Annotated in this window: 26 protein-coding genes and 1 pseudogene; 23 read left to right on the top strand and 4 right to left on the bottom strand. The window is 52.3% G+C overall.

Annotated features, from left to right (window positions below; genetic code table 11):
* From aroA to ACWAU0_RS21160, 6 genes are all read left to right on the top strand, one after another.
* Entirely contained in the window at positions 1-1,317 is a 1,317-nt protein-coding gene (gene aroA / locus ACWAU0_RS21185; RefSeq protein WP_458137842.1) for a 3-phosphoshikimate 1-carboxyvinyltransferase, read from the top strand.
* 1 nt (position 1,318) lies between these two features.
* A complete protein-coding gene (cmk, locus tag ACWAU0_RS21180; RefSeq protein ID WP_458137841.1) occupies positions 1,319-1,975 on the top strand; it encodes a (d)CMP kinase in 657 nt (218 codons plus the stop codon).
* 96 nt (positions 1,976-2,071) lie between these two features.
* Positions 2,072-3,733, top strand: a complete 1,662-nt coding sequence (gene rpsA / locus ACWAU0_RS21175) for a 30S ribosomal protein S1 (RefSeq protein ID WP_033158077.1) — start codon at positions 2,072-2,074, stop codon at positions 3,731-3,733.
* Positions 3,734-3,799: 66 nt separating this feature from the next.
* Positions 3,800-4,105 carry an integration host factor subunit beta gene (locus tag ACWAU0_RS21170; protein WP_084153381.1) on the top strand — a complete coding sequence of 102 codons (306 nt, stop codon included), beginning with the start codon at positions 3,800-3,802 and terminating at the stop codon, positions 4,103-4,105.
* Positions 4,106-4,272: 167 nt separating this feature from the next.
* Positions 4,273-5,232: an acetylxylan esterase gene (locus ACWAU0_RS21165; RefSeq protein WP_458137840.1), complete on the top strand. Its 960-nt coding sequence runs from the start codon at positions 4,273-4,275 to the stop codon at positions 5,230-5,232.
* 3 nt (positions 5,233-5,235) lie between these two features.
* Positions 5,236-5,964 (top strand): esterase family protein, encoded by a 729-nt coding sequence (locus tag ACWAU0_RS21160; protein WP_033158075.1) that lies wholly within the window; start codon positions 5,236-5,238, stop codon positions 5,962-5,964.
* A gap of 64 nt (positions 5,965-6,028) precedes the next feature.
* Here ACWAU0_RS21160 and ftsH read toward each other — a convergent pair whose 3' ends face one another.
* From ftsH to purE, 3 genes are all read right to left on the bottom strand, one after another.
* Positions 6,029-7,843: an ATP-dependent zinc metalloprotease FtsH gene (ftsH, locus tag ACWAU0_RS21155; RefSeq protein ID WP_458137839.1), complete on the bottom strand. Its 1,815-nt coding sequence runs from the start codon at positions 7,841-7,843 to the stop codon at positions 6,029-6,031.
* Between the two features lie 72 nt (positions 7,844-7,915).
* Positions 7,916-9,010 carry a 5-(carboxyamino)imidazole ribonucleotide synthase gene (locus tag ACWAU0_RS21150; protein ID WP_458137838.1) on the bottom strand — a complete coding sequence of 365 codons (1,095 nt, stop codon included), beginning with the start codon at positions 9,008-9,010 and terminating at the stop codon, positions 7,916-7,918.
* The gene (gene purE / locus ACWAU0_RS21145; RefSeq protein WP_445369701.1) at positions 9,007-9,504 is read right to left on the bottom strand and encodes a 5-(carboxyamino)imidazole ribonucleotide mutase; all 498 of its coding nucleotides are present in this window, start codon (positions 9,502-9,504) and stop codon (positions 9,007-9,009) included. The genes ACWAU0_RS21150 and purE overlap by 4 nt, the downstream gene beginning before the upstream one ends.
* Positions 9,505-9,650: 146 nt before the next feature.
* On the opposite strand from purE, the gene ccmA reads away from it, so the two are divergent.
* The 17 genes and pseudogenes from ccmA to ACWAU0_RS21060 all read left to right on the top strand — a co-directional run bounded on the left by ccmA (position 9,651) and on the right by ACWAU0_RS21060 (position 24,310).
* Positions 9,651-10,283, top strand: coding sequence for a cytochrome c biogenesis heme-transporting ATPase CcmA (gene ccmA, locus ACWAU0_RS21140; RefSeq protein ID WP_458137837.1), 633 nt, complete (start codon positions 9,651-9,653; stop codon positions 10,281-10,283).
* Positions 10,274-10,948, top strand: a complete 675-nt coding sequence (gene ccmB / locus ACWAU0_RS21135; protein ID WP_033158071.1) for a heme exporter protein CcmB — start codon at positions 10,274-10,276, stop codon at positions 10,946-10,948. The genes ccmA and ccmB overlap by 10 nt, the downstream gene beginning before the upstream one ends.
* Complete coding sequence (locus ACWAU0_RS21130; protein WP_458137836.1) at positions 10,948-11,709, top strand: heme ABC transporter permease; 762 nt, start codon at positions 10,948-10,950, stop codon at positions 11,707-11,709. The genes ccmB and ACWAU0_RS21130 overlap by 1 nt, the downstream gene beginning before the upstream one ends.
* Positions 11,706-11,873, top strand: coding sequence for a heme exporter protein CcmD (gene ccmD, locus ACWAU0_RS21125; protein ID WP_033158069.1), 168 nt, complete (start codon positions 11,706-11,708; stop codon positions 11,871-11,873). Before ACWAU0_RS21130 ends, ccmD begins: the two co-directional genes overlap by 4 nt.
* A complete protein-coding gene (gene ccmE / locus ACWAU0_RS21120) occupies positions 11,870-12,304 on the top strand; it encodes a cytochrome c maturation protein CcmE (protein WP_458137835.1) in 435 nt (144 codons plus the stop codon). Before ccmD ends, ccmE begins: the two co-directional genes overlap by 4 nt.
* Positions 12,301-14,238, top strand: a complete 1,938-nt coding sequence (locus ACWAU0_RS21115; RefSeq protein ID WP_458137834.1) for a heme lyase CcmF/NrfE family subunit — start codon at positions 12,301-12,303, stop codon at positions 14,236-14,238. The genes ccmE and ACWAU0_RS21115 overlap by 4 nt, the downstream gene beginning before the upstream one ends.
* Before the next feature lie 5 nt (positions 14,239-14,243).
* Complete coding sequence (locus tag ACWAU0_RS21110) at positions 14,244-14,774, top strand: DsbE family thiol:disulfide interchange protein (RefSeq protein ID WP_458137833.1); 531 nt, start codon at positions 14,244-14,246, stop codon at positions 14,772-14,774.
* Positions 14,771-15,229, top strand: a complete 459-nt coding sequence (locus ACWAU0_RS21105; RefSeq protein ID WP_458137832.1) for a cytochrome c-type biogenesis protein — start codon at positions 14,771-14,773, stop codon at positions 15,227-15,229. Before ACWAU0_RS21110 ends, ACWAU0_RS21105 begins: the two co-directional genes overlap by 4 nt.
* On the top strand, positions 15,226-16,434 hold the full coding sequence (gene ccmI, locus ACWAU0_RS21100; protein WP_458137831.1) for a c-type cytochrome biogenesis protein CcmI: 1,209 nt from the start codon (positions 15,226-15,228) through the stop codon (positions 16,432-16,434). Before ACWAU0_RS21105 ends, ccmI begins: the two co-directional genes overlap by 4 nt.
* A complete protein-coding gene (gene hemN / locus ACWAU0_RS21095) occupies positions 16,434-17,813 on the top strand; it encodes an oxygen-independent coproporphyrinogen III oxidase (RefSeq protein ID WP_458137830.1) in 1,380 nt (459 codons plus the stop codon). The genes ccmI and hemN overlap by 1 nt, the downstream gene beginning before the upstream one ends.
* Before the next feature lie 848 nt (positions 17,814-18,661).
* A pseudogene (locus ACWAU0_RS21090) lies at positions 18,662-19,051 on the top strand (type I restriction enzyme HsdR N-terminal domain-containing protein); the annotation flags it as partial.
* Between the two features lie 634 nt (positions 19,052-19,685).
* A complete protein-coding gene (locus ACWAU0_RS21085) occupies positions 19,686-20,669 on the top strand; it encodes an HsdM family class I SAM-dependent methyltransferase (protein ID WP_458137829.1) in 984 nt (327 codons plus the stop codon).
* The gene (locus ACWAU0_RS21080) at positions 20,663-22,087 is read left to right on the top strand and encodes a restriction endonuclease subunit S (RefSeq protein ID WP_458137828.1); all 1,425 of its coding nucleotides are present in this window, start codon (positions 20,663-20,665) and stop codon (positions 22,085-22,087) included. Before ACWAU0_RS21085 ends, ACWAU0_RS21080 begins: the two co-directional genes overlap by 7 nt.
* A 316-nt stretch (positions 22,088-22,403) precedes the next feature.
* Positions 22,404-22,622, top strand: a complete 219-nt coding sequence (locus tag ACWAU0_RS21075; RefSeq protein ID WP_458137827.1) for a hypothetical protein — start codon at positions 22,404-22,406, stop codon at positions 22,620-22,622.
* Positions 22,619-22,888: a type II toxin-antitoxin system RelE family toxin gene (locus tag ACWAU0_RS21070; RefSeq protein WP_458137826.1), complete on the top strand. Its 270-nt coding sequence runs from the start codon at positions 22,619-22,621 to the stop codon at positions 22,886-22,888. Before ACWAU0_RS21075 ends, ACWAU0_RS21070 begins: the two co-directional genes overlap by 4 nt.
* 87 nt (positions 22,889-22,975) lie before the next feature.
* Positions 22,976-23,218 carry a hypothetical protein gene (locus ACWAU0_RS21065; RefSeq protein WP_458137825.1) on the top strand — a complete coding sequence of 81 codons (243 nt, stop codon included), beginning with the start codon at positions 22,976-22,978 and terminating at the stop codon, positions 23,216-23,218.
* Between the two features lie 66 nt (positions 23,219-23,284).
* Positions 23,285-24,310 carry a restriction endonuclease gene (locus ACWAU0_RS21060; protein WP_458137824.1) on the top strand — a complete coding sequence of 342 codons (1,026 nt, stop codon included), beginning with the start codon at positions 23,285-23,287 and terminating at the stop codon, positions 24,308-24,310.
* Positions 24,311-24,580: 270 nt separating this feature from the next.
* Here ACWAU0_RS21060 and ald read toward each other — a convergent pair whose 3' ends face one another.
* Positions 24,581-25,696 carry an alanine dehydrogenase gene (ald, locus tag ACWAU0_RS21055; protein ID WP_171694958.1) on the bottom strand — a complete coding sequence of 372 codons (1,116 nt, stop codon included), beginning with the start codon at positions 25,694-25,696 and terminating at the stop codon, positions 24,581-24,583.
* Positions 25,697-25,739: the final 43 nt, after the last annotated feature.

Below are 25,739 nucleotides of genomic sequence, written 5' to 3'. Positions count from 1 at the left end.
ATGTCACAAACCATTACTTTTCAAGTACAGCCCGGCGGTAGTTTGCGCGGCGAAATCCGTGTGCCGGGCGATAAATCCATGTCGCACCGTTCCATCATGCTGGGCTCGTTGGCGGAAGGCGTCACGCACGTCACCGGTTTTTTGAATGCGGAAGATGCTATTTCTACCTTGGAAGCGTTTCGGGCCATGGGCGTAAAAATCGAAGGGCCTGTTAATGGCGAAGTGACGATACACGGCGTTGGCAAGCATGGCCTGAAAGCACCCGAGAAACCTTTGTATCTGGGCAACTCCGGTACTTCGATGCGTTTGCTGTCGGGTTTGCTGGCCGGGCAACCATTCGATACTGTTTTAACTGGCGATAAATCGCTGGAATCCCGGCCGATGAAACGGGTGACCGCACCTTTGGCGCTGATGGGCGCCGAGATTGTTACCCAGGAAAATGGCACCGCGCCACTGCATATCAAAGGCAAGGCCGGAAAATTACAAGGCATTCATTACGATATGCCTATCGCCAGCGCTCAGGTCAAATCCTGTTTACTGTTGGCGGGCATGTATGCCGAAGGCGAAACCAGCGTCACCGAACCAGCGCCGACCCGCGACCATACCGAGCGGATGTTGAACGGATTTGGTTATCCAGTCATCCGCGAAGGCAGCACAGCCTGCATTACCAATCAAGGCAAATTGACTGCCGCCCGCATTGATGTACCCAGCGATATTTCCTCGGCGGCGTTCTTTCTGGTCGGTGCCAGTATTGCGCCTGATTCGGATGTGACCTTGCGTCACGTCGGCATCAATCCGACACGTACCGGCGTGATCGATATTTTGGGCTTGATGGGGGCGAATATCGAAGTATTGAACGAGAGAGAAGTCGGCGGTGAACCCGTAGCCGATTTGCGTGTGCGTTCGGCACAGTTGAAAGGCATCAACATCCCCGAGCATTTGGTGCCGCTGGCAATCGACGAGTTTCCAGTCTTGTTCGTGGCCGCTGCTTGTGCGGAAGGCCAAACCGTATTGACTGGCGCCGAAGAATTACGAGTCAAGGAATCCGACCGGATTCAAGTGATGGCTGACGGTTTGCAAATTCTCGGTGTCGATGCGCAGCCAACCAAAGATGGTATGGTGATTAACGGCGGCGGTCATATTGGCACTGGGGAAGTGGAATCGCATGGCGATCACCGTATCGCTATGTCCTTTTCGATTGCCGGTTTGCGCGCCAACGGCCCGATCACCATCAGGGATTGTGCGAACGTGAATACATCATTTCCGGAGTTCCGCGATTTGGCTACCAAACTGGGTTTGGCATTAACGAGTTTTTAAGATGCAAGTACCCGTATTGACGATAGATGGTCCCAGTGGCGCAGGTAAAGGCACGGTCAGCCGCGCCGTCGCGAAACTTTTGGGCTGGAATTATCTGGACAGCGGCTCGATTTATCGTTCGTTAGCTGTTGCGGTTTTAAAATCGGGTCTTGAGTTATCGGACGTAACCGCTATTTGCCGAGTCGCTGAAGCCATGTCGTTAGAATTCGATTGCGGCGACGAGTTGATCGTTAAGCTTGATGGCATCGACATTACCAGTCAATTGGGCACCGAAACCACCGGCAATACTGCGTCCGTCATTGCAGCTTATCCGGAAGTAAGGGCAGTGTTATTGCAAAAACAAAAGGATTTTCAAAGACTTCCAGGCTTGGTCGCGGACGGCCGCGATATGGGTAGCGTGGTGTTTCAAGATGCCAAAATCAAGGTTTATTTAACCGCCAGCGCGGAGGAAAGAGCGCTGAGAAGATATAAACAGTTGATTGAAAAGGGGATTGATGCTAATCTTCCCCAAATCACTCGGGAAATAGAAGAACGCGATCATCGCGATCAGCAGCGAGCTGCGGCTCCGCTCACCGTACCGGAAGGTGCACATTTTATCGATTCATCCAGTTTGACTATTCAACAAGTGATTGATCAGGTAGTAAATTTAGTCGCTTAAGGCTATTGGTGGTTATCGAATTGTTGTCGATGACTTTATTTTAATTTCAGAGAAGAGAAAGCTTGCTTGAGTCTTAGCAAGTTTGGGAAAGTAGAGATGGGCGAAAGCTTTGCAGAGTTGTTTGAAGAGAGTTATGCCAAGACGGAAATGCGTCCTGGCGCAATGCTAATTGGTACCGTTGTTGATATCGAAAACGAATTTGTTATCGTCAGCACGCAAGCCAAATCAGAAGGGGTCATTCCGAAATGGCAATTTCTGAATGCCGACGGCGACCTAGAGGTCAACGTTGGTGACGAAATTGAGGTAGCTCTCGATTTATTCGAAGATGGCTTGGGCGCTACTCTTCTTTCCCGTGATAAAGCCAAGAAAAGTAAAGCTTGGGCGGAACTGGAAAAAGCCTTTGAAACACAAGAAACCATCGTCGGCCGTATCAATGGCAAAGTACGTGGCGGTTTCACTGTTGCAGTCGGTGCATTGCGCGCCTTCTTGCCAGGCTCTCTGGTAGACGTTCGTCCTATCCGCGATACTGCTTTCCTGGAAAATCGCGATCTGGAATTTAAAGTCATCAAAATCGACCAAAAACGTAACAACGTCGTGTTGTCACGTCGTGCAGTCGTCGAAAGCGAATACAGCGCAGAGCGCGAAGAATTGGTTAAAACCCTGCAAGACGGCGCGATCGTTACCGGTATCGTTAAAAACCTCACCGACTATGGTGCGTTTATCGATCTGGGCGGCGTCGACGGTCTGCTGCATATCACCGACATGGCATGGCGCCGCGTCCGTCACCCATCCGAGTGCGTAGAAATCGGTCAGGAAGTTAAAGTTAAAGTCCTGAAATTCGACAAAGATAAAACCCGCGTCTCGTTGGGCATGAAACAAATGGATGAAGATCCATGGCAAAACATCGCTCGTCGCTACCCTGCCGGCACTCGCGTGTTCGGTAAAGTCAATAACCTGACCGACTACGGTTGCTTCGTGGAAATCGAAGAGGGTGTTGAAGGCCTGGTTCACGTGTCCGAAATGGACTGGACTAACAAAAACGTCAATCCATCCAAAGTCGTACAACTGGGCGACGAAGTCGAAGTCATGGTTCTGGAAATCGACGAAGAACGTCGTCGGATTTCACTGGGCATGAAACAATGCCGTTCCAACCCTTGGGATGAATTTGCTGCAACGCACAACAAAGGCGACAAAATCAGCGGCAAAATCAAATCCATCACCGATTTCGGTATCTTCATTGGTTTGGACGGTGGCATCGACGGCCTGGTTCACATGTCCGATATTTCCTGGAATGAGAACGACGAAGAAGCGATTCGCAATTACAAAAAAGGTGACGAAGTCGAAACCGTTATCTTGGCTGTTGATTCCGAGCGCGAACGTATCTCTTTGGGTATCAAACAACTCGAACAAGATCCTTTCCAAAACTACATTGCTGTGCATGAAAAAGGCAGCTTAGTTAAAGGCGTCATCAAGGAAATCGATGCTAAAGGTGCGGTTGTAACCTTGGCCGATAACGTCGAAGGTTACTTGCGCGCTTCCGAAATCCAACGTGACCGCGTCGAAGATGCCCGTACTTTGTTGAAAGAAGGCGAAGAAATCGAAGCTAAATTTGTCGGTGTCGACAAAAAGACTAAATCTATTTCTTTGTCTATCAAAGCGAAAGATGTCGAAGAAGAGTCTAATGCTATTAAAGATTACTCGTCACAAAATGCTGGCACAGCCACATTAGGCGATATCTTTAAACAAATGGACAAGTAGTAAAACCATCTCCAAGGGTGGCATGACTAGCTCATGCCACCCTTTTTTGATTATTCAGGGTTGGATGTGACGAAATCAGAATTGATAGAGATGCTGGCACGAAAACAGCCTCATCTCGCGCTTAAAGATGTTGAATTGGCAGTTAGATGCGTTGTTGATCACTTGAGCGATACGTTGGCAAGTGGCGATAGGATAGAAATTAGAGGTTTTGGCAGTTTTTCGTTACACCATCGTTCTGCACGACTGGGACGTAACCCCAAGACCGGCGATTCAGTGTCCTTAACAGAAAAGCATGTGCCGCATTTTAAACCGGGAAAGGAGTTACGGGATATGGTTGATGCTTCCAGGGAAAAATACAAAATCGTCGATTGACGATAGCTTGTAAACCAACAATAGCGACGCCCTCCCATGTTAGGGATGGTGTTGTACTTTAGATGATTTTCTAGTGGCGGCAGTGTCCGCCGCTTAAAATTTTTGCCCCATTGCTAAATAGACCCTTAATACAGGATCTAGCTAGAATTTAATCAGGCCGGTAGCCCGTGAGCTTATTTGATCATTATTACAGCTATGATCCTGGCTATGGCTACAGTCTCGACGATCTGTTAAGTGTTCCCGCACCGCAAGAGCCTGCCGATTTCTGTCGGTTTTGGCAGGATAAATATCAAAAAGCCTTAACGGTCTCTCCGCAATTTTCTCTGAATTACCAATGCCAGCGCGCAGGCTATCGGGTTTATGACATTAGCTATCGGTCTACCGATGATTTTCAGATAGCCGGCTGGTTGCTTGAGCCGGATGCGCACCCCATTACTCAGAGCATAGTGGTCGGCCATGGTTACGGCGGCAGAGAGCAACCCGATTTTCATCTGAACATACCGGGTGCCGCCTTGCTTTTTCCTTGTTTTCGCGGCATATCTCGCAGCCGCTGCGAGCGTTTGCCGGAACAACCCAATCAACATGTCGTGCAAGGCATTGATGATCTTAATCATTATGTAATCGGCGGATGCGTAGAAGATCTATGGTTGGCTGTAACCGTTCTGGCTGAGCATTATCCAGTAAGCGTGGATAAGATCGGCTACATGGGCATTAGCTTTGGTGGCGGAATCGGAGCACTGGCCGCGCCCTGGGATGCCAGGATCAAGCGAGTGCACTTAAATGTGCCCACCTTCGGCAACCAACCTTTGCGTTTAAGCTTGCCTACCAGCGGCAGTGCCGCGGCTTTGAAAGCCTACAGTCAAACTCATCATAATGTGTTTGACACATTAGCCTATTATGATGCGGCTGTTTCGGCGCGTTATGCATCGCAACCCTTGCATGGTGCCGTCGCGCGATTCGATCCGGTCGTAGCCCCTCCCGGACAATTTGCAATCTACAATGCTTGGGCCGGCGATAAACAGTTATTTATATTGGATGCGGGGCATTTTGATTATCCGCGCCAACATGATCAGGAGCGGCAGCTGATTGCGGAGCTGCAAAGTTTTTTCGGGGAATCGTCGCTTTAGATTATGAATCGCGAATATCATCACTGGTACAGCCCGCGCTTGGGTCGCGACATGGAGTTCCTGGTTTTCGGGCATGCCGGGGCCAAAGTGCTGATATTTCCTACTCGAGACGGCCGGTTTTACGAGTACGAGAACCTCGGCATTGTCGAACGGTTACGCAATAAAATTGAAGCGGGACACATACAACTGTACTGTGTTGACAGCATTGATCATGAAACTTTTTACTGCTTTTGGCGCAAGCCGAAAGACCGTATTCAGCGGCACATGTTTTTCGAAGACTACATACTGAACGAAATCATGCCGTTCATGGCCTTGAAAAATCCACACCCCTGCGTCATCGCGCACGGCTGTAGTTTAGGCGGTTATCATGCGGCCAATATTGCTTTCCGTCACCCGCATTTGTTCAGAAAATTAGTAGCGTTCTCCGGTCGTTTCGATTTGACGCTGGAAGTAGAGTGTTTCAAAAACCTATTCGACGGCTACTATGACGATCATGTCTATTTCCACACGCCAACGCATTTTTTACCCAACCTGAATTGCCAAGCGCAATTAAAGCATTTGCAGCAAATGGAAATTACTTTGGTGATCGGTAAGGAAGATCCGTTCTTGCAGAACAATCACGAGTTAAGTCACATATTAGCGGCCAAGGGTATTCCCCATGCCTTATACGAATGGGAAGGGCGCGCGCATCAAGGCCACTACTGGCGCAGAATGGCCCCGCTGTATATCTGACAGACTCTATTTCTGCTTGGTGAAATAAAGCGCACTACTGCTCTAGTGTGTTCCCAGCGTCGAATTATTGTTTTGCATCAAGCGCCGGCGGTGCGATGGTTCGACCTTGCATCAATTCATCTATCTGATATTTATCCAATGTTTCCCAGTCTAATAGGGCTTGCGCCATATTATGCAGAATATCGATATTTTCCTTCAGCAGGGTTTCGGCTCTAAGATAATTATTGTCGACAATTAACCTGATCTCCCGATCAATCAAGCGCGCCATGTGTTCCGACATGGGTTTGGCTTGCGGTCCCAAGTAGCTGCCTTCGTTATCGCCGTAGTCCAGCGGCCCCAGGTTGTCGGATAGCCCCCATTTGGTGACCATATTACGGGCCAATTGGGTGGCGCGTTGGATGTCGTTGCTCGCGCCGGTGGTGACTTTATTCTTACCGTAAACTAGCGCTTCCGCGGCTCGGCCGCCGAACAGGCTGGAGATTTGGCCTTCCAATTTGTCCTTGCTGGCGCTGTATGCATCGCGCTCCGGCAAAAACATGGTAATGCCGAGCGCGCCGCCGCGCGGCATTATGCTGACTTTGTAAACCGGATCGTGCTCGGGTACCAAACGGCCGACGATGGCGTGTCCGGCTTCGTGGTAGGCGGTCATCAGCAGGTCTTCGCGGCTCATGATCATCGTCCGCTTTTCCGCGCCCATGATGGTTTTGTCGCGAGCCTTATCCAGGTCGTTCATCGTAATTTCCCGCTGATTGTTACGGGCGGCGAACAATGCACCTTCGTTGATCAGATTAGCCAATTCGGCGCCGGAAAAGCCCGGTGTGCCGCGCGCCAAATCATTCAAATTGACGTCATCGGCCAAGGGTACTCGGCTGGAATGTACTCTAAGGATTTGCTCGCGGCCTTTGATGTCCGGCAGGCTGACTTGCACTTGCCGGTCGAACCGTCCGGGACGTAGTAAGGCTTTATCCAATACATCGATACGGTTGGTGGCGGCGATGACGATGATGCCTTCGTTGCCGCTAAAGCCGTCCATTTCTACTAATAATTGATTCAGCGTTTGTTCGCGTTCTTCTGTACCGCCCATATTGCCGGGGCTGCGTTGCCGACCGACGGCGTCGATTTCGTCGATAAAAATGATGCACGGGGCCTGCTTTTTGGCTTGTACGAATAGGTCGCGCACCCTGGATGCCCCGACACCGACAAACATTTCCACGAAATCAGAGCCGGAAATTGAGAAGAACGGCACACCGGCTTCCCCGGCAATCGCGCGGGCCAGCAAGGTTTTACCCGTGCCGGGAGGGCCGACCATTAGCACGCCTCTAGGAATTTTACCGCCAAGGGCCTCGTATTTACCCGGTGCTTTTAGGAAATCGACCATTTCCGCGACGTCTTGTTTGGCTTCTTCGACGCCGGCAACGTCGCTGAAACGGATCTTTACCTGATTCTCCGTCATCAACTTGGCCCGGCTTTTACCGAAATTGTTTTGCGCGCCGGCGCCTAGCAGTTGTTTGCGCATGAAATAAATCAATACGCCAATTAGTAGAAAAGTCGGCGCCCAGGAGTAAAACACCTGCATGAATGTCGATTGGGTTAACGGTCTTTGCACGATGATCTTCACACCGTTCTGCAATAGATCGTCTATCACCGTCACATCGCCGGGGCTATAAGCGGTAAAACGTGTGCCGTTATGCCTCAGGCCATCAATGGCTCTGCCGTCGATCACCACTTCGGCTACCATTTTGTCGCGCACATCCTGGATAAAGTCGGAATAAGGAATATCGCCTTGTGATTTGTAGGTGGCAGGGGCAGGATTAAAAATGACAAACGCCGCTATGGCGATGCCGACCATTGTGAGCAACAAGAATAAAAATTTTTTCATCGTTGTGGCCTCTATGTTCTGCGGAGCGATTTTGGCTTCTATGCCAAAACCGCCCGGATTCAAGCTAAGAGATCATGATTCGTCTACAGCCAGCGCTAAATTAGCCAAATGCTGTAAGGCCTCGCGATAGGCGGATTCCGCGTCGGCTCTGACCGTTGCATGCGCGACTTTTCGGCCCTTGCGCGGTGTTTTATCGTACAGATGCAAATGCGCGTTGGGAATGTTTAACAGTGTCGCGTCGTCGGCCAGACCACCGATGAAGTTCACCATGCCCGCATAACCGCGCGGTTCCGTCGAGCCCAGCGGTAAATCCAGAATGGCCCGCAAGTGGTTTTCGAATTGGCTGGTTTCCGCGCCTTCTATGGTCCAATGTCCGGAGTTATGCACGCGCGGTGCGAATTCGTTGGCCAGCAATTCGCCGTTCAAGTCGAACAACTCCAGGGCAATGACGCCGACGTAATCCAGTTTTTCCAGCAACAGACTGACGTAATTTTCGGCAATCGCTTGTTCGGGGTCGTTAGTACAGCATTCGGCAATACGCAGAATGCCTCCGCGATGCTGATTTTCAGACAATGGATAGTAAGCGATTTCGCCGGATGGACTGCGAGCGGCGATGATGGATACTTCGCGCTGAAACGGCACGAAACCTTCGACGATAGAGGCAGCGCCTTGCATGCTTTGCCAGGCGGACTCCAGTTCGTCGGTCGATTTTATGACTACTTGGCCTTTGCCGTCATAACCCATGCGCCGGCTTTTCAAAATAGCCGGGTAGCCGATTTCAGGCATGGCTTGTTGCAAGTCTGCCAGGCTATCGATAGGAGCGAACGGTGCGGTGCGGATGCCTAAATCCTTGAAGAAATTCTTTTCCAGTAATCTGTCTTGGGCGACGGCCAATGCACCGGCGGGTGGGTATACAGTAGTATGGCTGGACAGGAATTCGGCGACATGCGCCGGCACGTTTTCGAATTCGTAAGTCACGATGTCAGCTTTCTCGGCCAGTTCCGCCAGTAGGTCAGGATCGTCGTAAGCGCCCAGCAAATGTTCGCTTAAACCGGCGGCGCCTGCATTGACGTCAGGATCGAGCACGATGAATTTCAAGCCCAGTGGATAACCGGCCAACGCAATCATTCTGGCGAGCTGGCCGCCACCTAATATGCCAATTTTCATCCCGCCACCTGTCTTGGATCGGGGGTGGCGATCACGCTGTCGGTTTGTTGTTGCCGATAAGCATCTAGAGCTGGGCGGTATTGCGGATGTTTGTTGCTGATGATCGCGGCGGCCAGTAAGGCGGCATTGATAGCGCCAGCCTTGCCGATGGCCAAGGTGCCGACCGGAATGCCAGCCGGCATTTGCACGATTGATAATAGAGAATCCATACCGTTCAAGGCTTTGGATTGCACAGGCACACCCAGTACCGGCAGCGGGGTTTTGGCGGCGGTCATGCCCGGCAAATGCGCAGCGCCGCCGGCACCGGCGATGATGACTTCCAAGCCTTTGCCTTCCGCGGTTTCCGCATACTGAAACAACTTGTCGGGGGTACGATGGGCCGAAACCACTTCCACTTCATGCGGAATATCAAGATGCTCTAAGGTTTGCGCTGCATGTTGCATGGTTTCCCAATCGGACGTGGAACCCATGATGATGCCTATCAATGCGGTCATGCAAAATCTCCGGTATTTGCGATCAGTCGAAACAAGCCCGATTATCGCATAAATGGGGAGATTTTCTCTGTCGGCAAATTACTAACTCCGGCTGCCTTGATGATAAGATAGCGCCCCTCATAACAGATCAACCCCAGGACGGATGAATGGAAAGCTCGCAACACGCTTCGCTGCAAGCCAGTGAATTATCGTGTTTCCGCGATGAGCGCTTGTTGTTTTCCAATTTGAATTTCACGTTGCACGCCGGCGAGACCTTGCTGTTGGAAGGCGCCAACGGCAGCGGCAAGACCTCGTTGTTGCGCATTCTGTGCGGATTTAGGGAAGCCGATGCCGGCGAGATTTATTGGTGCGGCAGCAAAATCGCCGACAGCAGTTATTACGATGACATGGCTTATGTCGGTCATGCCGATGGTACAAAAAAGGAATTGACGGTGCTGGAAAATTTGAAGTTTGCGCTGGCACTAGGTAGTGCGGGCAAATATGACATCGAGCAGGCTTTGGACAAGGTGCAATTGGCCGGTTTTGACGATAATCCGGTACATACCTTGTCGGCCGGCCAAAAGCGCCGACTATCGCTGGCTCGGTTATTGATCACGCATAACTTGCTATGGATACTCGACGAACCTTTCACCTCGCTGGATAGACAAGGCATCAAATTGATAGAATCGCTGATGGCCGAGCACATCGAGCACGGTGGCATGGCGGTTTTGACCTCCCATCACGACCTGAGCATGGCCGATCTCAATCTGCAACGCATCCATCTGCAAGCATGCCAATAATCCAGGCTTTTTGGGCGATCATTCGCCGCGATTTGTTGCTGGCGTTTCGGCGCCGTGCCGAAATGGCCAATCCGCTGTTTTTTTTCGTGCTGGTAGTAACCTTGTTCCCGCTGGCGGTTGGCGCGCAACCCAATCTGCTGCGGGCGATGGCGCCGGGCGTGATATGGGTGTCCGCTTTGTTGGCGGCCTTGTTGTCGCTGGATGGTTTGTTTCGTAGCGATTTCGAGGACGGTTCGCTGGAGCAAATGCTGCTCAGTCCGCATGCCTTATCGGTATTGGTGCTCGGTAAGATCATCGCCCACTGGCTGGTGACCGGTTTGCCTTTGTTATTGGTGGCGCCTCTGCTGGCGGTGTTTTTGGGCTTACCGCAGCAAGCGATGGGAACTTTATGGCTGACATTGATCTTAGCTACTCCGCTGCTGAGCCTGATCGGCGCCATCGGCGTGGCGTTGACGGTCGGTTTGCGCCGGGGCGGCATGTTGTTGTCACTGTTGGTATTGCCTTTGTATGTGCCGGTACTGATTTTTGCCAGTGGCGCGGTGGATAGGGCCGCCAGCGGTTTGCCGGTAGGCGCCCAACTATATATTTTATTGGCCATGTTGTTGTCGGCACTGGTATTGGTGCCGCTGCCGACAGCGGCCGCGTTAAAAATGAGTGTTAATTGATGTCTTGGATACCTGCGCCGGTTAGCCGGTTTTTTCACCGCACCTCGTCGCCGCCGCATTTTTATGCGTTGGCGGATCGCTTTATTCCCTGGTTGACGATTATTTTTTTGATTTTGTTGGTTGCCGGCCTTTATCTGGGCTTGTATCGGGCACCGACCGATTACCAGCAAGGCGACAGTTACCGGATCATTTATATCCATGTGCCGGCGGCCTGGATGTCCTTGTTCATTTACGTGCTGATGGCGGTGATGGGCGGCATAGCTCTGGTTTGGCGCATGAAACTGGCTGAGGTGATGCTGATCGGCAGCGCGCCGATCGGCGCCGGCTTTACCTTCGTGGCCTTGGTGACCGGCTCCTTGTGGGGCAAACCGATGTGGGGTACCTGGTGGGTTTGGGATGCGCGCTTGACCTTTGAGTTGATCCTGTTGTTTCAGTATCTGGGGGTGATCAGTTTGTACGGCGCGATCGAGGATAAACGCTCGGCGGCACGGGCGGTGTCGATATTGGCGTTGGTGGGTGTCGTCAACGTACCCATCATCCATTATTCGGTGGAATGGTGGAACACACTGCATCAAGGCCCTACCGTCAGCAAGATGGATAAGCCCTCCATTCACCTCAGCATGCTGGTGCCGCTGTTACTGATGGCGGTAGCTTTCAAATTTTATTATCTGATCGCGGTATTGCAGGCGGCGAAGCTGGAATTATTGAAGCGCGAAACCAGCTCGCAATGGGTTAAAGCGTTGTTGGAGAAACAAGCATGAGCTGGGAAAGCTTTTTATACATGGGCGGGTACGCCGTTTACGTCTGGCCGGCTTACGGCGTGACCGCGCTGGTATTGATCGTCAACATCGTTTGGCCGGTGCTGCAACGCAAGCAGTTACTGCGGCAACTCACCATTAAACAAAAACGCACGCAAGCACGATGAAACCGATACGAAAACAGCGTTTGATATTGATCGTTTTAATGTTGGCGGTGCTGGGATTGGCCGCAACCTTTGCGTTAAAAGCCTTTAACGAAAATCTGATGTATTTTTTCTCCACTAGCGATGTGGCGGCCGGTAAGGCGCCTAATAACGCGGTGTTTCGTTTGGGCGGCATGGTCGTCAAAGGCAGCGTCGAGCGGCCGAATGCCGATTTATTGGTGCGTTTTAAACTCAGCGATTTCGAAAAGGAAGTGACCGTGGAATATTCAGGCATCTTGCCGGATTTGTTCAGGGAAGGGCAGGGCATCGTCGCCAAAGGCCAATTGGACAGCCGAGGCGTGTTCGTCGCCGAGGAAGTATTGGCCAAACACGATGAAAACTATATGCCGCCGGAAGTGGCCGGCAGCCTGAAAAAACCGGCGGCGCAACCATGATCCCGGAAATCGGTCATTTCGCATTGATCCTGGCCTTGTGCATGGCAGTAGTACAAGGCATCTTGCCGATCTTCGGCGCAGCCAAATCGATCACCGGCTGGGTACATGTCGCTCGACCTGCTGCGTTCGGGCAATTGCTGTTCATGGGCGTGGCTTACGGCTGTTTGACCGCCAGCTTCATCAGCCACGATTTCTCGGTGGCTTACGTCGCACAAAACTCCAATACCGCCTTGCCGTTGATCTACTTGATTTCCGGGGTATGGGGTGCGCACGAAGGTTCCTTGTTACTTTGGGCCCTGACCTTGTCGATCTGGACCGCGCTGGTCGCGGCATTCAGTGCGCATATCCCCGATGCCACCCGAGCTCGGGTCCTCGGAGTGATGGGCTTGGTCAGCATCGGCTTTATTCTGTTTTTATTGCTGACTTCCAATCCTTTCGCGCGCTTGTTTCCGTTTCCGGCCGAAGGCCGCGATTTAAATCCCTTGCTGCAAGATCCCGGTTTGGCGATCCATCCGCCGATGCTATACATGGGCTATGTCGGCTTCTCGGTAGCCTTCGCGTTTTCCATCGCCGCTTTGCTGGAAGGCCGATTGGACGCGGCTTGGGCGCGCTGGTCGCGGCCGTGGACCAATATCGCCTGGATGTTTCTGACGCTGGGTATCACGCTGGGTAGTTGGTGGGCGTATTACGAACTGGGCTGGGGCGGCTGGTGGTTCTGGGATCCAGTGGAAAACGCTTCCTTCATGCCCTGGCTAGTCGGCACCGCGTTGATTCACTCCTTGGCAGCCACCGAAAAACGCGGCGTATTCAAGACCTGGACCGTATTGCTGGCGATTTTCGCATTTTCCTTGAGTTTGCTCGGCACTTTTCTGGTTCGTTCCGGGGTGTTGACCTCGGTACACGCCTTTGCCAGCGATCCGGCCCGTGGTTTATTTATCCTGATATTCCTGGCCGTGGTAGTCGGCGGTTCGCTATTGTTGTACGCGATTCGCGCGCCGCAAGTTAAAAGCCATGCCCGTTTCGAATTGGTGTCCAGGGAATCGGTATTGCTGGTGAACAATGTGCTGCTGGTGGTCACCGCCGCCAGCATTTTGCTGGGTACTTTGTATCCCTTGGTGGTCGATGCCCTGGGACTGGGAAAATTGTCGGTGGGTCCGCCGTATTTCAATGCGGTGTTTATTCCGCTGATGGCGCCTTTGGCCTTGGTAGTTGGCTTGGGTGTGTTGATGCGCTGGAAAAGCGACGATTTGAAAGCCTTAGGCTCACGGGTACGCTGGCTGATTGCTGCTTCTATCGGCTTGGCGTTGCTGACGCCACTGTCCATGCCGTTTTATTCCTGGGGCGCGGCTTTGGGTACCGGCCTGGCTTTATGGACTTTGGCGATCACCGGCCTCGCGTTCAAACAACGCCTGCAAAGCTGGTCAATCGAGCGCCTGAAACAAATTCCAGCCGGTTTTTACGGCATGACCTTGGCGCATCTTGGCATCGCGGTGTTCGTGATCGGGATTACCTTTACCTCGGTGTACAGCATCGAACGCGATGTACGTTTGGCGCCGGAGGAAACCCTGGATTTGTTCGGTTACGTATTCCAATTCCATGGTGTGAAAAGCACCGAAGGGCCGAATTACCGCGCCGAGCAAGGCTATCTGACTGTCAGTCATAACGGTGCCACTGTTGCTGAGTTATCGCCGCAAAAGCGGGTGTACCGGGTGCAAACCATGCCGATGACCGAAGCCGCTATCGACGCCGGTGTGTTCCGCGATCTATTCGTGGCCTTGGGTGAGCCTTTGGATAAACAAGGCGCCTGGAGCTTGCGGGTTTACTACAAAGCCTTTATCCGCTGGATCTGGATGGGCGGGGTGTTCATGGCCCTGGGTGGCCTGATTGCCGCCAGCGACCGCCGCTATCGTTTGCTTAACAAGCCTCTCGCGTAAAATCAATGAAATATTTGTTACCGTTGCTGTTGTTCATCGCCCTGTCGGTTTTTTTGGCGATTGGTTTAAAACTCAATCCCCGCGAAATCCCCTCGCCACTGATCGACAAACCCGCGCCGGCCTTTAATCTACCGATTTTGGCGACACCGGAGCAGCATCTGAGTCAGGCCGAACTGAAAGGCAAAGTCTGGCTGCTGAATGTCTGGGCGTCCTGGTGCGTATCCTGCCGCGAAGAACATCCCTTATTGATCGAGCTGGCCAAGCAAAACAAGGTGTTGCTGGTCGGGTTGAACTATAAGGACGAGGCTCAGGCTGCCAACACCTGGCTTAGCAAACACGGTAACCCTTATAACGTCAGCGTGATGGATGCTGATGGCCGCACCGGCATCGATTATGGTGTGTACGGCGTACCGGAAACCTTCGTGATCGATAAACGCGGCGTGGTGCGCTACAAACATACCGGTCCGGTCCAGCCCGGCGAACTGGAAAGCATTTTCCTGCCGTTGATTGAAAAACTGGAGGCGGAAAGCGCATGAAAACTCTCTTCGCCTTGATCTTGTCGTTGTTTGTGTTTCAAGCCCAAGCTGAGATCGAATACCGTGACTTCAAACAACCCGAGCAGGAACAGGCTTATCAAACCTTGATTTCTGAGCTGCGTTGCCTGGTTTGCCAGAATCAAACCATCGCCGATTCCAACGCCGATCTGGCCAAGGACTTGCGCCGGCAAGTCTATGAAATGCTGCAACAAGGTAAATCCCGCCAAGACATCGTCGATTTCATGACCGACCGCTACGGCGATTTTGTGATGTACAAGCCGGCCTTGAAACTAAAAACCATGCTGCTCTGGTTGGGGCCGGTGCTGTTCCTGGTCATTGGTTTGGCCACGGTCTGGGTGTTGCGCAGCAAAACCAGTACCAGCGAGGACCAATCGCTAACGAAAGAGCAACAAGCCAAGCTAAACAGCATTTTGGAAAAAGGTGACGACTCGTGAATCTTGAGTTTTGGCTAGTGATAGCTGGTTTAATCGTGCTGGCGTTGTTGGTGTTGCTGCCGCCATTATTTAAAAAAACGCCGCTACGTTACGCCGATGGCGAACAACGCAATACCGCAATCGCTCGTCAACAACTGGCCGAACTTAAACTGCAATTGCAAAACGGCGTGTTGTCACAGGAGCATTACGATGCTCAATATCGCGAATTGCAACTGACGCTGCTGGACGATCTGGAAGACGATGTGCCGGCCGTGTCCAGCGCCAAAACCGGCCGTTGGATGGTGCCGGTCGTGGCGATTACGGTACCGCTGCTAAGCCTGTTTTTATATGGCTTGCTCGGCGAACCGCAAGCCTTGGTCAAAGCCGAATTGGCGGCCAACAATCAAAAAGTGGCCGACAATGTCAAAAGCATGGTCAACAAACTGATAGAGCGTCTAAAACAGCATCCGGAAGATTTGGAAGGCTGGATGATGTTGGGCCGTGCTTATGTTTACGCACAACAATATCAGGACGCCGCCAACGTATTTGCTGAGCTGAATCGCCGCAAACCTAACGATCCGGCCGTCATGCTGCATTACGCCGATGCCTTGTCGATGGCGCGTAACGGCCAAATGGACGGCGAACCAAGCGAACTAGTCGAACAAGCTTTAAAGCTGGTACCGGAAGACCACACTGCCTTATGGTTGGCGGGCATGGCCAAAGCTGAAGCCGGGGATTTTGCCCAGGCAATCACGCATTGGAAGAAATTATCCGCTCTGCTGCCTACTGACGATGAATCCCAGGCGCAATTGCAAAAAATGATACAGATGGCCGAAGTGGAGCAGCAAAAACCGCAAGCCCCGGCATCATCGGCGGCGGCTATCGATATTACTGTGAAAGTCGAATTGGATGAGGCAGTCAAAGCCAAAGCTGAACCGCAATACACCGTGTTTATCTATGCTCAGGCCGTCAACGGTCCAAAAATGCCGCTGGCCATCGTCCGTAAACAGGTTTCTGATTTGCCAACCAGCGTGGTATTGAACGACAGCATGGCGATGCAACCGCAAACCCATCTGGCGGATTTCAAACAGTTGCGCATCGTCGCGCGAATCTCCAAAACCGGTAATGCCATGCCACAATCCGGCGATTTGCTCGGCGCCGCTGAAGTGGATTTAAGCTCGGCTAATCCCAGCGTCGGCATCACCATCAACCAAGAAATGCAGTAATGGACCAATCAATTCAATTCGACCTGGACTTGATCAAACGCTACGACAAGTCCGGGCCGCGTTACACCTCGTATCCCACAGCGCTGGAATTGCACGAGGGCTTCGGCGAAGCTGAGTATCTGCAGCATATTCAAAAATCCAACGCCGCCGGCGGGCCTCTGTCGCTGTACTTTCACATCCCGTTTTGCGACACGGTCTGTTTCTACTGCGCCTGCAACAAAATCGTCACCAAAAATCGCGCCCACGCCGTGCCATATCTGGACAATCTTTGCAAGGAAATTGAGATGCAGGGCAAGCTGTTCGACAACAGCCGGCCGGTCAATCAGCTACATTGGGGCGGCGGTACACCGACGTTTTTGAATTACGAGCAAATGAAACGCTTGATGGATACCACCCGCGAGCATTTCAATCTGCATGACGACGACAGTGGCGAATATTCCATCGAAGTCGATCCGCGCGAAACCAACGACCTGACCATTGCCCAATTACGCGAGTTGGGTTTTAACCGTATCAGTTTGGGTTTGCAGGATTTCGATCCGGACGTGCAAAAAGCCGTCAACCGCCTGCAAAGCAAGGAACAAACCTTTGCGGTGTTGGAAGCGGCACGCAAGGAAGGTTTTCGTTCGACTAATATCGATTTGATCTACGGCCTGCCCTTGCAAACCGAACAAACCTTTGCCCACACGCTGGATCAAGTTCTGGCCTACGCGCCGGATCGATTTTCGATCTTCAACTACGCCCACATGCCTAGCCGCTTCAAAACCCAGCGGCAAATCAACGATGCCGATTTACCAACGCCGGCCGTAAAGCTGGAAATCCTGCAAATGGTCGGGCAGAAACTCACCGATGCCGGCTATGTCTACATCGGCATGGACCACTTTGCCAAACCCGACGACGAGCTGGCCGTGGCGCAACGCGAAGGCAAGTTGTACCGCAACTTCCAGGGTTACTCGACCCATTCCGACTGCGACTTGGTGGGCTTGGGCGTGACCTCCATCGGCCGGGTCGGCGATGCCTACATGCAAAATTACAAGGAACTGGACGAATACGACGCCGCCATCTCGCAGGGCAAATTGCCGGTGTTTCGCGGTGTGGATCTGGACGAGGACGACAAACTACGTCGGGCCGTAATTACCCAGTTGATTTGCCACTTCGAACTGAGTTTCGGCAAAATCGAAGCCGAGTTTGCTATCCATTTTGCCGAGTATTTTGCGCCCGAGCTGGAAAACCTGCGTCTAATGAAAGCCGACGGTTTACTGGATTTAGACGCCAACGGCATTCAAGTATCCACGGCCGGCCGCTTGTTGATCCGCAATATCTGCATGGTGTTTGACAAATACCTGGCGCGGAAACAGCAGCAATTCTCTAAGGTGATCTGAGCCTAAGCGCAGGCGTAGTTGACTGTTTTAGCATCGCGTTAAGGCTGAACCACCGGCTCCCTGTCGGGTAGGGCTATCCAGGTTTGCACTTAAAGCAAATCGCTTCGTCCGCCAAGCATTTTTGCTTGCGGGCAAGCTGGCGAGGCCGGCCATTAAAGCAAATTACCTGTTTTGCAAGGCATTTTGGGTGGCGCGCAAGCTTATTGCGGTTTGGGCTTGCACTGTTTTGGTTTTCTCGAATAGCTTTTTAGCTTGCACTCAAGCCTATCCAGGCTGGCGATTAAAGCGATTTGCCATTCGCGAGAAGCATTTTTGCTTGCGCGTTGGCTTATGCCGGTTGGCGATAGCAGCAATTTGCCTTGCGCGAATGGCTTTTTGGAGTTTTGGCAAGCCGAAATGCTTGGCGGTTAAAGATAAAAGGCATTCGGGAGGGGCAAATAGCTTGCCGGTGATAGCTTTTTGCTTGAAGTACCAGGCATCTCAAGTCACTCGTAGCCGGCAGAGGCTTGAGAGGTGGAAGGTATAAAGCGGCCAAAACTCGCCAGACGAAACAAAAGTGCCAATGGCAAATGTCGAGCCAAAAGCAGGCGTAGAGTGATGAGTATACGAACCGCACCCATCGGAGCGATGCACGTTGTTTACCGCATCCTGCGGTTCTGCTCGTTATGATGTTGCAGATGCAGGTCGATGTAAGTTGGATTCACCTTCCTATGTAGTGACCGGAAGAGAGGCTAAGCCGATAATGAAGTATTGTTTCCCTATCCTATCGTTGCTCTAACCGGTATCATTTCAATCATGAATTGCCAAAAAACGCTCTCTAACGTAACTATTAATTTCAAACGCAGCACATGACTAACCCAGGACTCATCACGACATTGCCGGACGGCAAAATCTGTGACTTCATTGATGGAACAATTCGAAACGATACTCCGGAAGAATACGTCCGACAAAACATCGAGCGACGCTTGGTCAAGGAGTTGGGTTACAAGCCTGAAAGAATTGCCGTGGAATTTACCATCAAGGTCGGTTCGTCCAAGAAACGCGTGGATTTGGCGATTTTCCCGGAAGGCAAGGCCCATGTGCAGGAAAACATCGACATCATCATCGAATGCAAGCATGACAAGGTAAAGCCTTCCGACAAGAAAGACGGTGAAGATCAACTGAAAACCTACATGTCTTCCTGCCCGAATGCCAAGTGGGGCATGTGGACAAATGGCCGCCACAAATCGGTATTTCTCCGCGCCGAGATCGATGGCCGCATCGAATGGGAAGAACCGAACGACATTCCCGCGCACGACGGAAACATAGACGAAGTGGATCGCCCGCAACGGCAAAATCTGAAGAATGCCACCGATGACAATCTTCTGTTTTCTTTTCGAATTTGTCACGACCACATTTACGTGACGGACGGTTTGCAAAAACAACCGGCGTTCTTCGAATTATTGAAAGTGATATTTTGCAAAATCCACGATGAGCGCAATATACCGAAGCCGTTGGATTTCTATGCCACCGCCAAGGAAAAAGCCAGCAATGACGGCAGATTGACCGTCAAACGCCGGCTCGGCAAGATTTTCGACGACGTCAAGAAACGTTATCCGGCGATATTCGACGCCAACGACACCCTCAAACTCGAGCCGCGTTCCCTGGCTTATGTGGTGGGCGAATTGCAGCGCTACAGTTTTTTGGATACCCATATCGACGTCAAGGGCAAGGCATACGAGGAGCTGGTAGGCGCCAATCTCCGGGGTGACCGGGGCGAATTCTTTACGCCGCGTAACGTACAGCGCATGGGAATTCACATGCTGGACATTCAACCGGGTGAAAAAAATACTCGATCCCTCATGCGGAACTGGCGGTTTCCTGGTCATCGCGATGAACGAAGTGATCAATCGGTTGAAGCAGGAAGCCGAGAAAAGCGGCATGGCGCGTTCCGAGGCCTACCGCCAAGCGCTCAACGAACAAGTTCGCGACATCGCCGGCAGGAGCTTTTTCGGCTTCGACATCAACCCGGATTTGGTCAAGGCCACCAAAATGAACATGGTGATGAATAACGACGGCGCCGGCAATATCCTGCGAACCGACAGCTTGTTGCACCCTCATCAGTGGGATAGCGGGTTTCGCGAGCAACTCGCCAAAGCACTGGAGGTCGATCCGTTTTCGCTACGCGGCCCGGACGATTTATCCCATTTCGACGTGATTGCCACTAACCCGCCATTCGGCGGCAGCTTGCCGATTTCCGACCGCGAAACCTTATCGCAATTCGAACTCGGCTACTTTTGGAGGCCAACGGCCAACGGAGGCTGGGAAAAAACCGACAACCTGCAAACCTCGCAACCACCGGAAATCCTGTTCATCGAACGTTGCTGGCAATTTCTGAAACCGGGCGGGCGCATGGCTATCGTGTTGCCGGACGGCATTCTGGGCAATCCGGCGCTGGAGTACGTGCGTTACTGGATGATGACCCATTGTCGCATCGTCGCCTCGGTGGATTTGCATCCTGATACCTTCCAACCGCGTAATGGCACGCAAACTTCGGTGTTGCTATTACAACGCAAAACACCTACAGAAATTCACAAGGAAGAAAAACAAGGTCAACTCGACGATTACGAAATCTTCATGGCGCAAACTCTAGCTATCGGCCACGACAAGCGCGGCAACGTGCTCTACCGGCGTAACGAAGACGGCGAGGAAATCCTGTTCCCCATTGAAGGCGAACCTGCCGTATTGTTCGAGTTCGACGCCCACGACGATATCAGCAAACGCATTTTGCGCCCCAGTAAAATGGTCGACGACGATTCGCCGTTGGTTGCCAAGGAATTTCTTAGCTGGAAAAACAGGGCGGTATTGGGATGGTAAACGTCATTAACCAGCCGCTAGCCGGAGATAGAGAACATCTCGGCGAACGAAGCGTTGGCGTCCGCTTGGCGGACGTGGCGAGAGCCGGCTTACGTCTGGAAGCCTCGGCCTATGGGGTGGAAGCCCGGCAAGCCGTCGCCGAATTGCATGCCTGCCGTCATCCCTTAAAGCCGCTGCTAGGCGAGAGCGGCTTGTGCCAAAACGCCCATAACGCATTTCGCTTCGCCAGAATTTACGTCGGCGCAGAACATGGTGTGCCGTTTCTGTCCAGCTCTGACATTATCGGCTTGCGGCCTGAGCGGGGGCGTTATCTGAGTAAAAAGCACACCAAGCGTTTGGAGGAATTGAAAATCAACTCCTGGGACGTGTTGGTTTCTCGCTCAGGTACCATCGGCAACGTTGGTTTGGCTTCGCCTCGCATGAGTGATTGGGTTTTGTCTGAAGACGCCATTCGAATTGGCGCGCCCGACCCGGACACCGCCGGCTATGTCGCCGCCTTTTTGCGTTCGCATTGGGGGCGAGAACAATTAAGAGGCGTTACCTACGGTTCGGTAATTCAACATATCGAACCGCACCATTTGACCCAAGTCTTGATTCCGGACTTGCCAGCGATCCGGCGCATTGAAATTGGCCGTGCTTTTGTCGAAGCCGCCAACCAACGCGACCAAGCCAACGATATGCTCGATGCCGCCGATAGCCGACTGCGGCAAACCCTGAAACTACCGCCGCTACCCAAACAAACCAAGGGCCCTTCGGTCAATACGGTACGTGCTTCGCGGTGGGGTAAACGCCTGGATGCCTCGTTCCATAACCCGGCGGTGGATTGGGTCTATGAACAATTGCGCCAAGCCGGCATTGAAACCTTACCGTTGGGCGACGAACGTTTAAGCAAGGCCATTCGCGCCGTGACCAAGTTTCGTAAACGGGTTTACGTCCCCAAGGGCGGAATTCCGCTGCTGTCGAGCAAACAGCTTTTTCAAATCGATCCGATTGACGTGAAAGGGTTGGCGAAAGGCGCGCATGAAGGCGACATGGATGAAATTGCTTTAAAACCTGAAATGGTGACTATCACTTGTTCCGGTACGATTGGCAGGATTCAGATAATTCCTTGTTACATGGATGGCTGGGCTGCCAACCAACATGCGATTCGTGTTATCGGAAAAGATAGAGAACTTGCGGGGTATATTTACGCGTGGTTATCTAGCGAGTACGGCTACCTATTGATCAATCGAAATAGTTACGGATCCGTGATACTAGAACTTGATCGATTCATGGCTTCGAAAATACCTGTTCCATGGATTGATCCACAGCAAATCAAAAGCATAGGCAATTTGGTTCTGAAGGCTAACCAGTTACGCGACGATGCTTGGAATCTTGAGCAAGCGGCTCTGGCGTTGTTGAAAAAAGAGCTGGCTTAACGATGACAAGCAATTGCTCTCACGGCCTCGTTTTTTTGCGGGGGTTCGCATTAATGCCTGCATGCGGGATCATCGCGGCCCCGAACAGCGCAGGAAAACTACCTTCGCGCTGAACTTTGGATGGCCCTAACTGGGTGTATTCCGACCCGGAATTGCTGGAGAATTTTTTGCGACACATGCAGTGTCAAGGTACCAGTACGACCACGACCCGACTAACGGAACTTCGCCGCCGAAATACAAAAAATCGAATAAAACATCGCTAAAGCTCCGGCTCGAATACAGGCCATCATGAGAAGGTATCTATAAGGAGAAAACCATGCAAAGCTCGCCCGCCGAAACCGCGCATCATTTTTATGCCCTTTACGAAACATTGCCGTTGGATACGCAACAAGCGTTTTTGAAGGAATTGCTCGAAAATCAGCACGAGCAATTAGAAACCTTGGCGCTCTATTTGGCTTGCCAGCAGGCCAAAGACGAAAACAATTTTTTGAGCGACGAGGAAGCGGAAGATTTTATTAATAGCCTGCCGCAATGAAAATCCAAATCAGTAAACGCTTTAGCAAAGACGTGCAAGCGATTACCGACCAGCGTATTTTGCAGAAAATCAGATATGTTCTGGAGCAAGCAAAGCAGGCGCAGAGTTTCGCCGATATTGCCGAGCTGGAATCGATGAGCGGTTTTTGCGGCTATTACCGAATCAAATTTGATTACCGCTATCGAATGGGTGTGTATTTTGATAATGAGTGCTTACAGTTTTTGAGAGTAGGCCATCGAGAAAACTTTTACAAAAAGTTTCCATAATCGAAAAAGCTAAACAACCCTATGAACGACGACGAATTGGACGGCCCTAAACGGGTGTAAGACGACGCGGAATTGTTGGAAGATTTTTTGCAACACATACTCTGGCCGTTTCTGAATTTCGGCCTCGATACGGCGGCGTTTTTTACCAATCGCTCCGACCTGAGCGACTTTTTGCCTGACGTCACCAAAGACGACTATCAAAGGTTGGTCGATGCCATCAACCAACGCTACGGCATCGCCATGCAAACCGGAGATTGCGGTCGAATCTACCAAATCCTGGAACGCATCCGCGATGACGAACGGGCAAACAAGGTTTGGCAACAACACTAAGGGTAGGGCGCCCGTTATGGCTTTGGCCCATTTGAAAAATCAATTTACTACCCAAGGACGCTAATTATGGCAATCTGGCTAATCCGCGCCGGCGCGCACGGCGAATACGAACAAAAATTCATACAGGAAAACCGGGTTTACGTGACTTGGGATAAGCTGGACGTGAATCTCGCCAAGCTGGCGCAACGGAGCGATTTGACGGCGGCGATGAACAACCGATACGCCGATTGTAAACCCAAGGCGATTGCCAACTGGGTCAGCCAAGTCTGGCCGTTTGCCCACGACATCAAGCAGCGCGATTGGCTGGTGTTGCCGCTGAAAAGCCAGCCCGCAATTTATATCGGCGAAGTCACCGGCGATTACCAATTCGATGCCAAGGCGGCCAATCCGTTTTATCACTGGCGGTCGGTCAAATGGATAGGCGAGGCAATTCCGCGCGCCCATTTTGGCCAGGATTTGCTGTATTCCTTCGGCGCGTTCCTGACCATCTGCCGTATTCAACGCAACAATGCAGAGCCACGTTTGGCGGCGATGCAAGCCAACGGTTGGAAGGCGGAAAGCCTGTTGTCCACCATTCAGCCCGGTACGCCTATCGCCGACGATGCCGCTGGCAGCGCCAACTTGGCTGAGCTGGCGCAAGACCAAATCGCTCGCCTGATCGACGCTCGTTTCAAGGGTCACGATCTAACTCGATTGGTAGAAGCGATACTCAAAGCCCAAGGCTACACCACCTACCGTAGCCCGGAAGGCGGCGCGGATATTCTGGCCGGTGCCGGGCCCTTGGGTTTCGGTTCGCCGCGCTTATGCGTGGAAGTCAAATCCGAAAGCAATCCGATTGATCGCCCGACTGTGGATAAACTGCTGGGTGCGGTCGCCAAATTCGGTGCCGACGAAGGTTTATTCGTGTCCTGGAGTGGTTTTAAAAACAACGTTCAGAAGGAATTAGCCGCCAGTTTTTTCCGGGTGCGGCTATGGACCCAAAAGGAATTGTTGGAACAACTTTTCGCCTATTACGACCGCCTCGACGACGACCTGAAAGCCGAGCTGCCATTGAAGCGGATTTGGACAGTGGCGTTGCAGGATGAGGAATAAGGTTTTCCGCTCACTTCGATGGTAATCGAAATGACTGTTTTAAATCCACACCGCGCAACGTTACTCCGCGCTGGGTCACCCGGTTAAAACTAGACACGTGCGCGATGCGGCTGTCATTACATTCGATCAAGTCGGCGGGGATAATCCGGTTCACCCTTGTCGAGATGAATGGTTGAGCCGCAGATTGGGTAAGGTGCCAAAGTTGGTTACAAACCACATAATCCCGGGTGTCCTTCGCACCCCTACCACAGTTCGGTCTGGGCGATGGGTTCAGCTCAGGAACTGCTCCGGCGGCAAATAATTAAAACCAAACGCATCGGCAATCCCTTGGCAAGTAACATTACCGCCCACGATATTCAAGCCTTTCAGTAACGCCGAATTGTCCCGCAATGCTTGTTGCCAGCCTTTATTGGCGAGTTGTAGAGCATAGGGCAGGGTGGCGTTGGTTAACGCCAGGGTCGAAGTGCGCGGTACAGCGCCGGGCATGTTGGCAACGGCATAATGCACGACATTGTCGATGACATAAATCGGATCGGCGTGGGTAGTGGGGTGGGTGGTTTCCACGCAGCCGCCTTGGTCCACCGCGACATCGACGATGACCGCCCCCGGTTGCATCGATTTTAAATCGTCGGCCCGGATCAGCTTGGGTGCTGCGGCCCCGGTGACCAATACGCCGCCGATGACCAGGTCCGCCGTGCGAATTTGTTCCAGGATGGCATGACGGCTGGAAAACAACAGCTGCACGTTGGCCGGCAAAATGTCGCTAAGTTGGCGCAGACGCTCCAGCGACAAATCCATGACTGTGACTTGCGCGCCTAAACCTGCCGCCATTTTTGCCGCCTGCGTGCCGACCACTCCGCCGCCCAAAATCAACACTTTGGCCGGTAATACCCCCGGTACGCCGCCGAGCAACATGCCGCGGCCGCCGTACAGTTTTTCCAGATAATGCGCGCCTTCTTGCACCGCCAGTCGGCCGGCTACCTCCGACATTGGCGTCAGCAAGGGTAACTCGCCGGTCGGCAACTGCACGGTCTCGTAGGCGATACAGGTAGCGCCGGATGCCAGATGTGCTTCGGTTAACGGGCGGTTGGCGGCAAAGTGAAAATAGGTAAACAGGGTTTGTCCGGGATGAATCCGCGACCATTCGGGTTCTATCGGTTCCTTGACCTTGATAATCATCTCAGCGGAGTCCCAAACCGGCTCCGGACCGTCCATCAACTGCGCGCCGGCAGCCTGGTATAGCGCGTCTTCGAAACCGGCGCCAACGCCGGCGCCGCTTTCCATCGTCACGCTATGGCCGGCGCTCACCAACGCGGCAACGCCGGACGGTACCACCGATACCCGGTTTTCGTTGGGTTTGATTTCCTTGGGTATACCGATTTTCATATTCACCTCTTGTGCAATATTAAATGATGCCGGTTTGATGACA

This window comes from Methylomonas sp. Uni0009, from assembly GCF_054188105.3.
The sequence above is the reverse complement of the archived record's forward strand: the minus strand, read 5'-3'. Positions and strand labels throughout refer to the sequence as shown.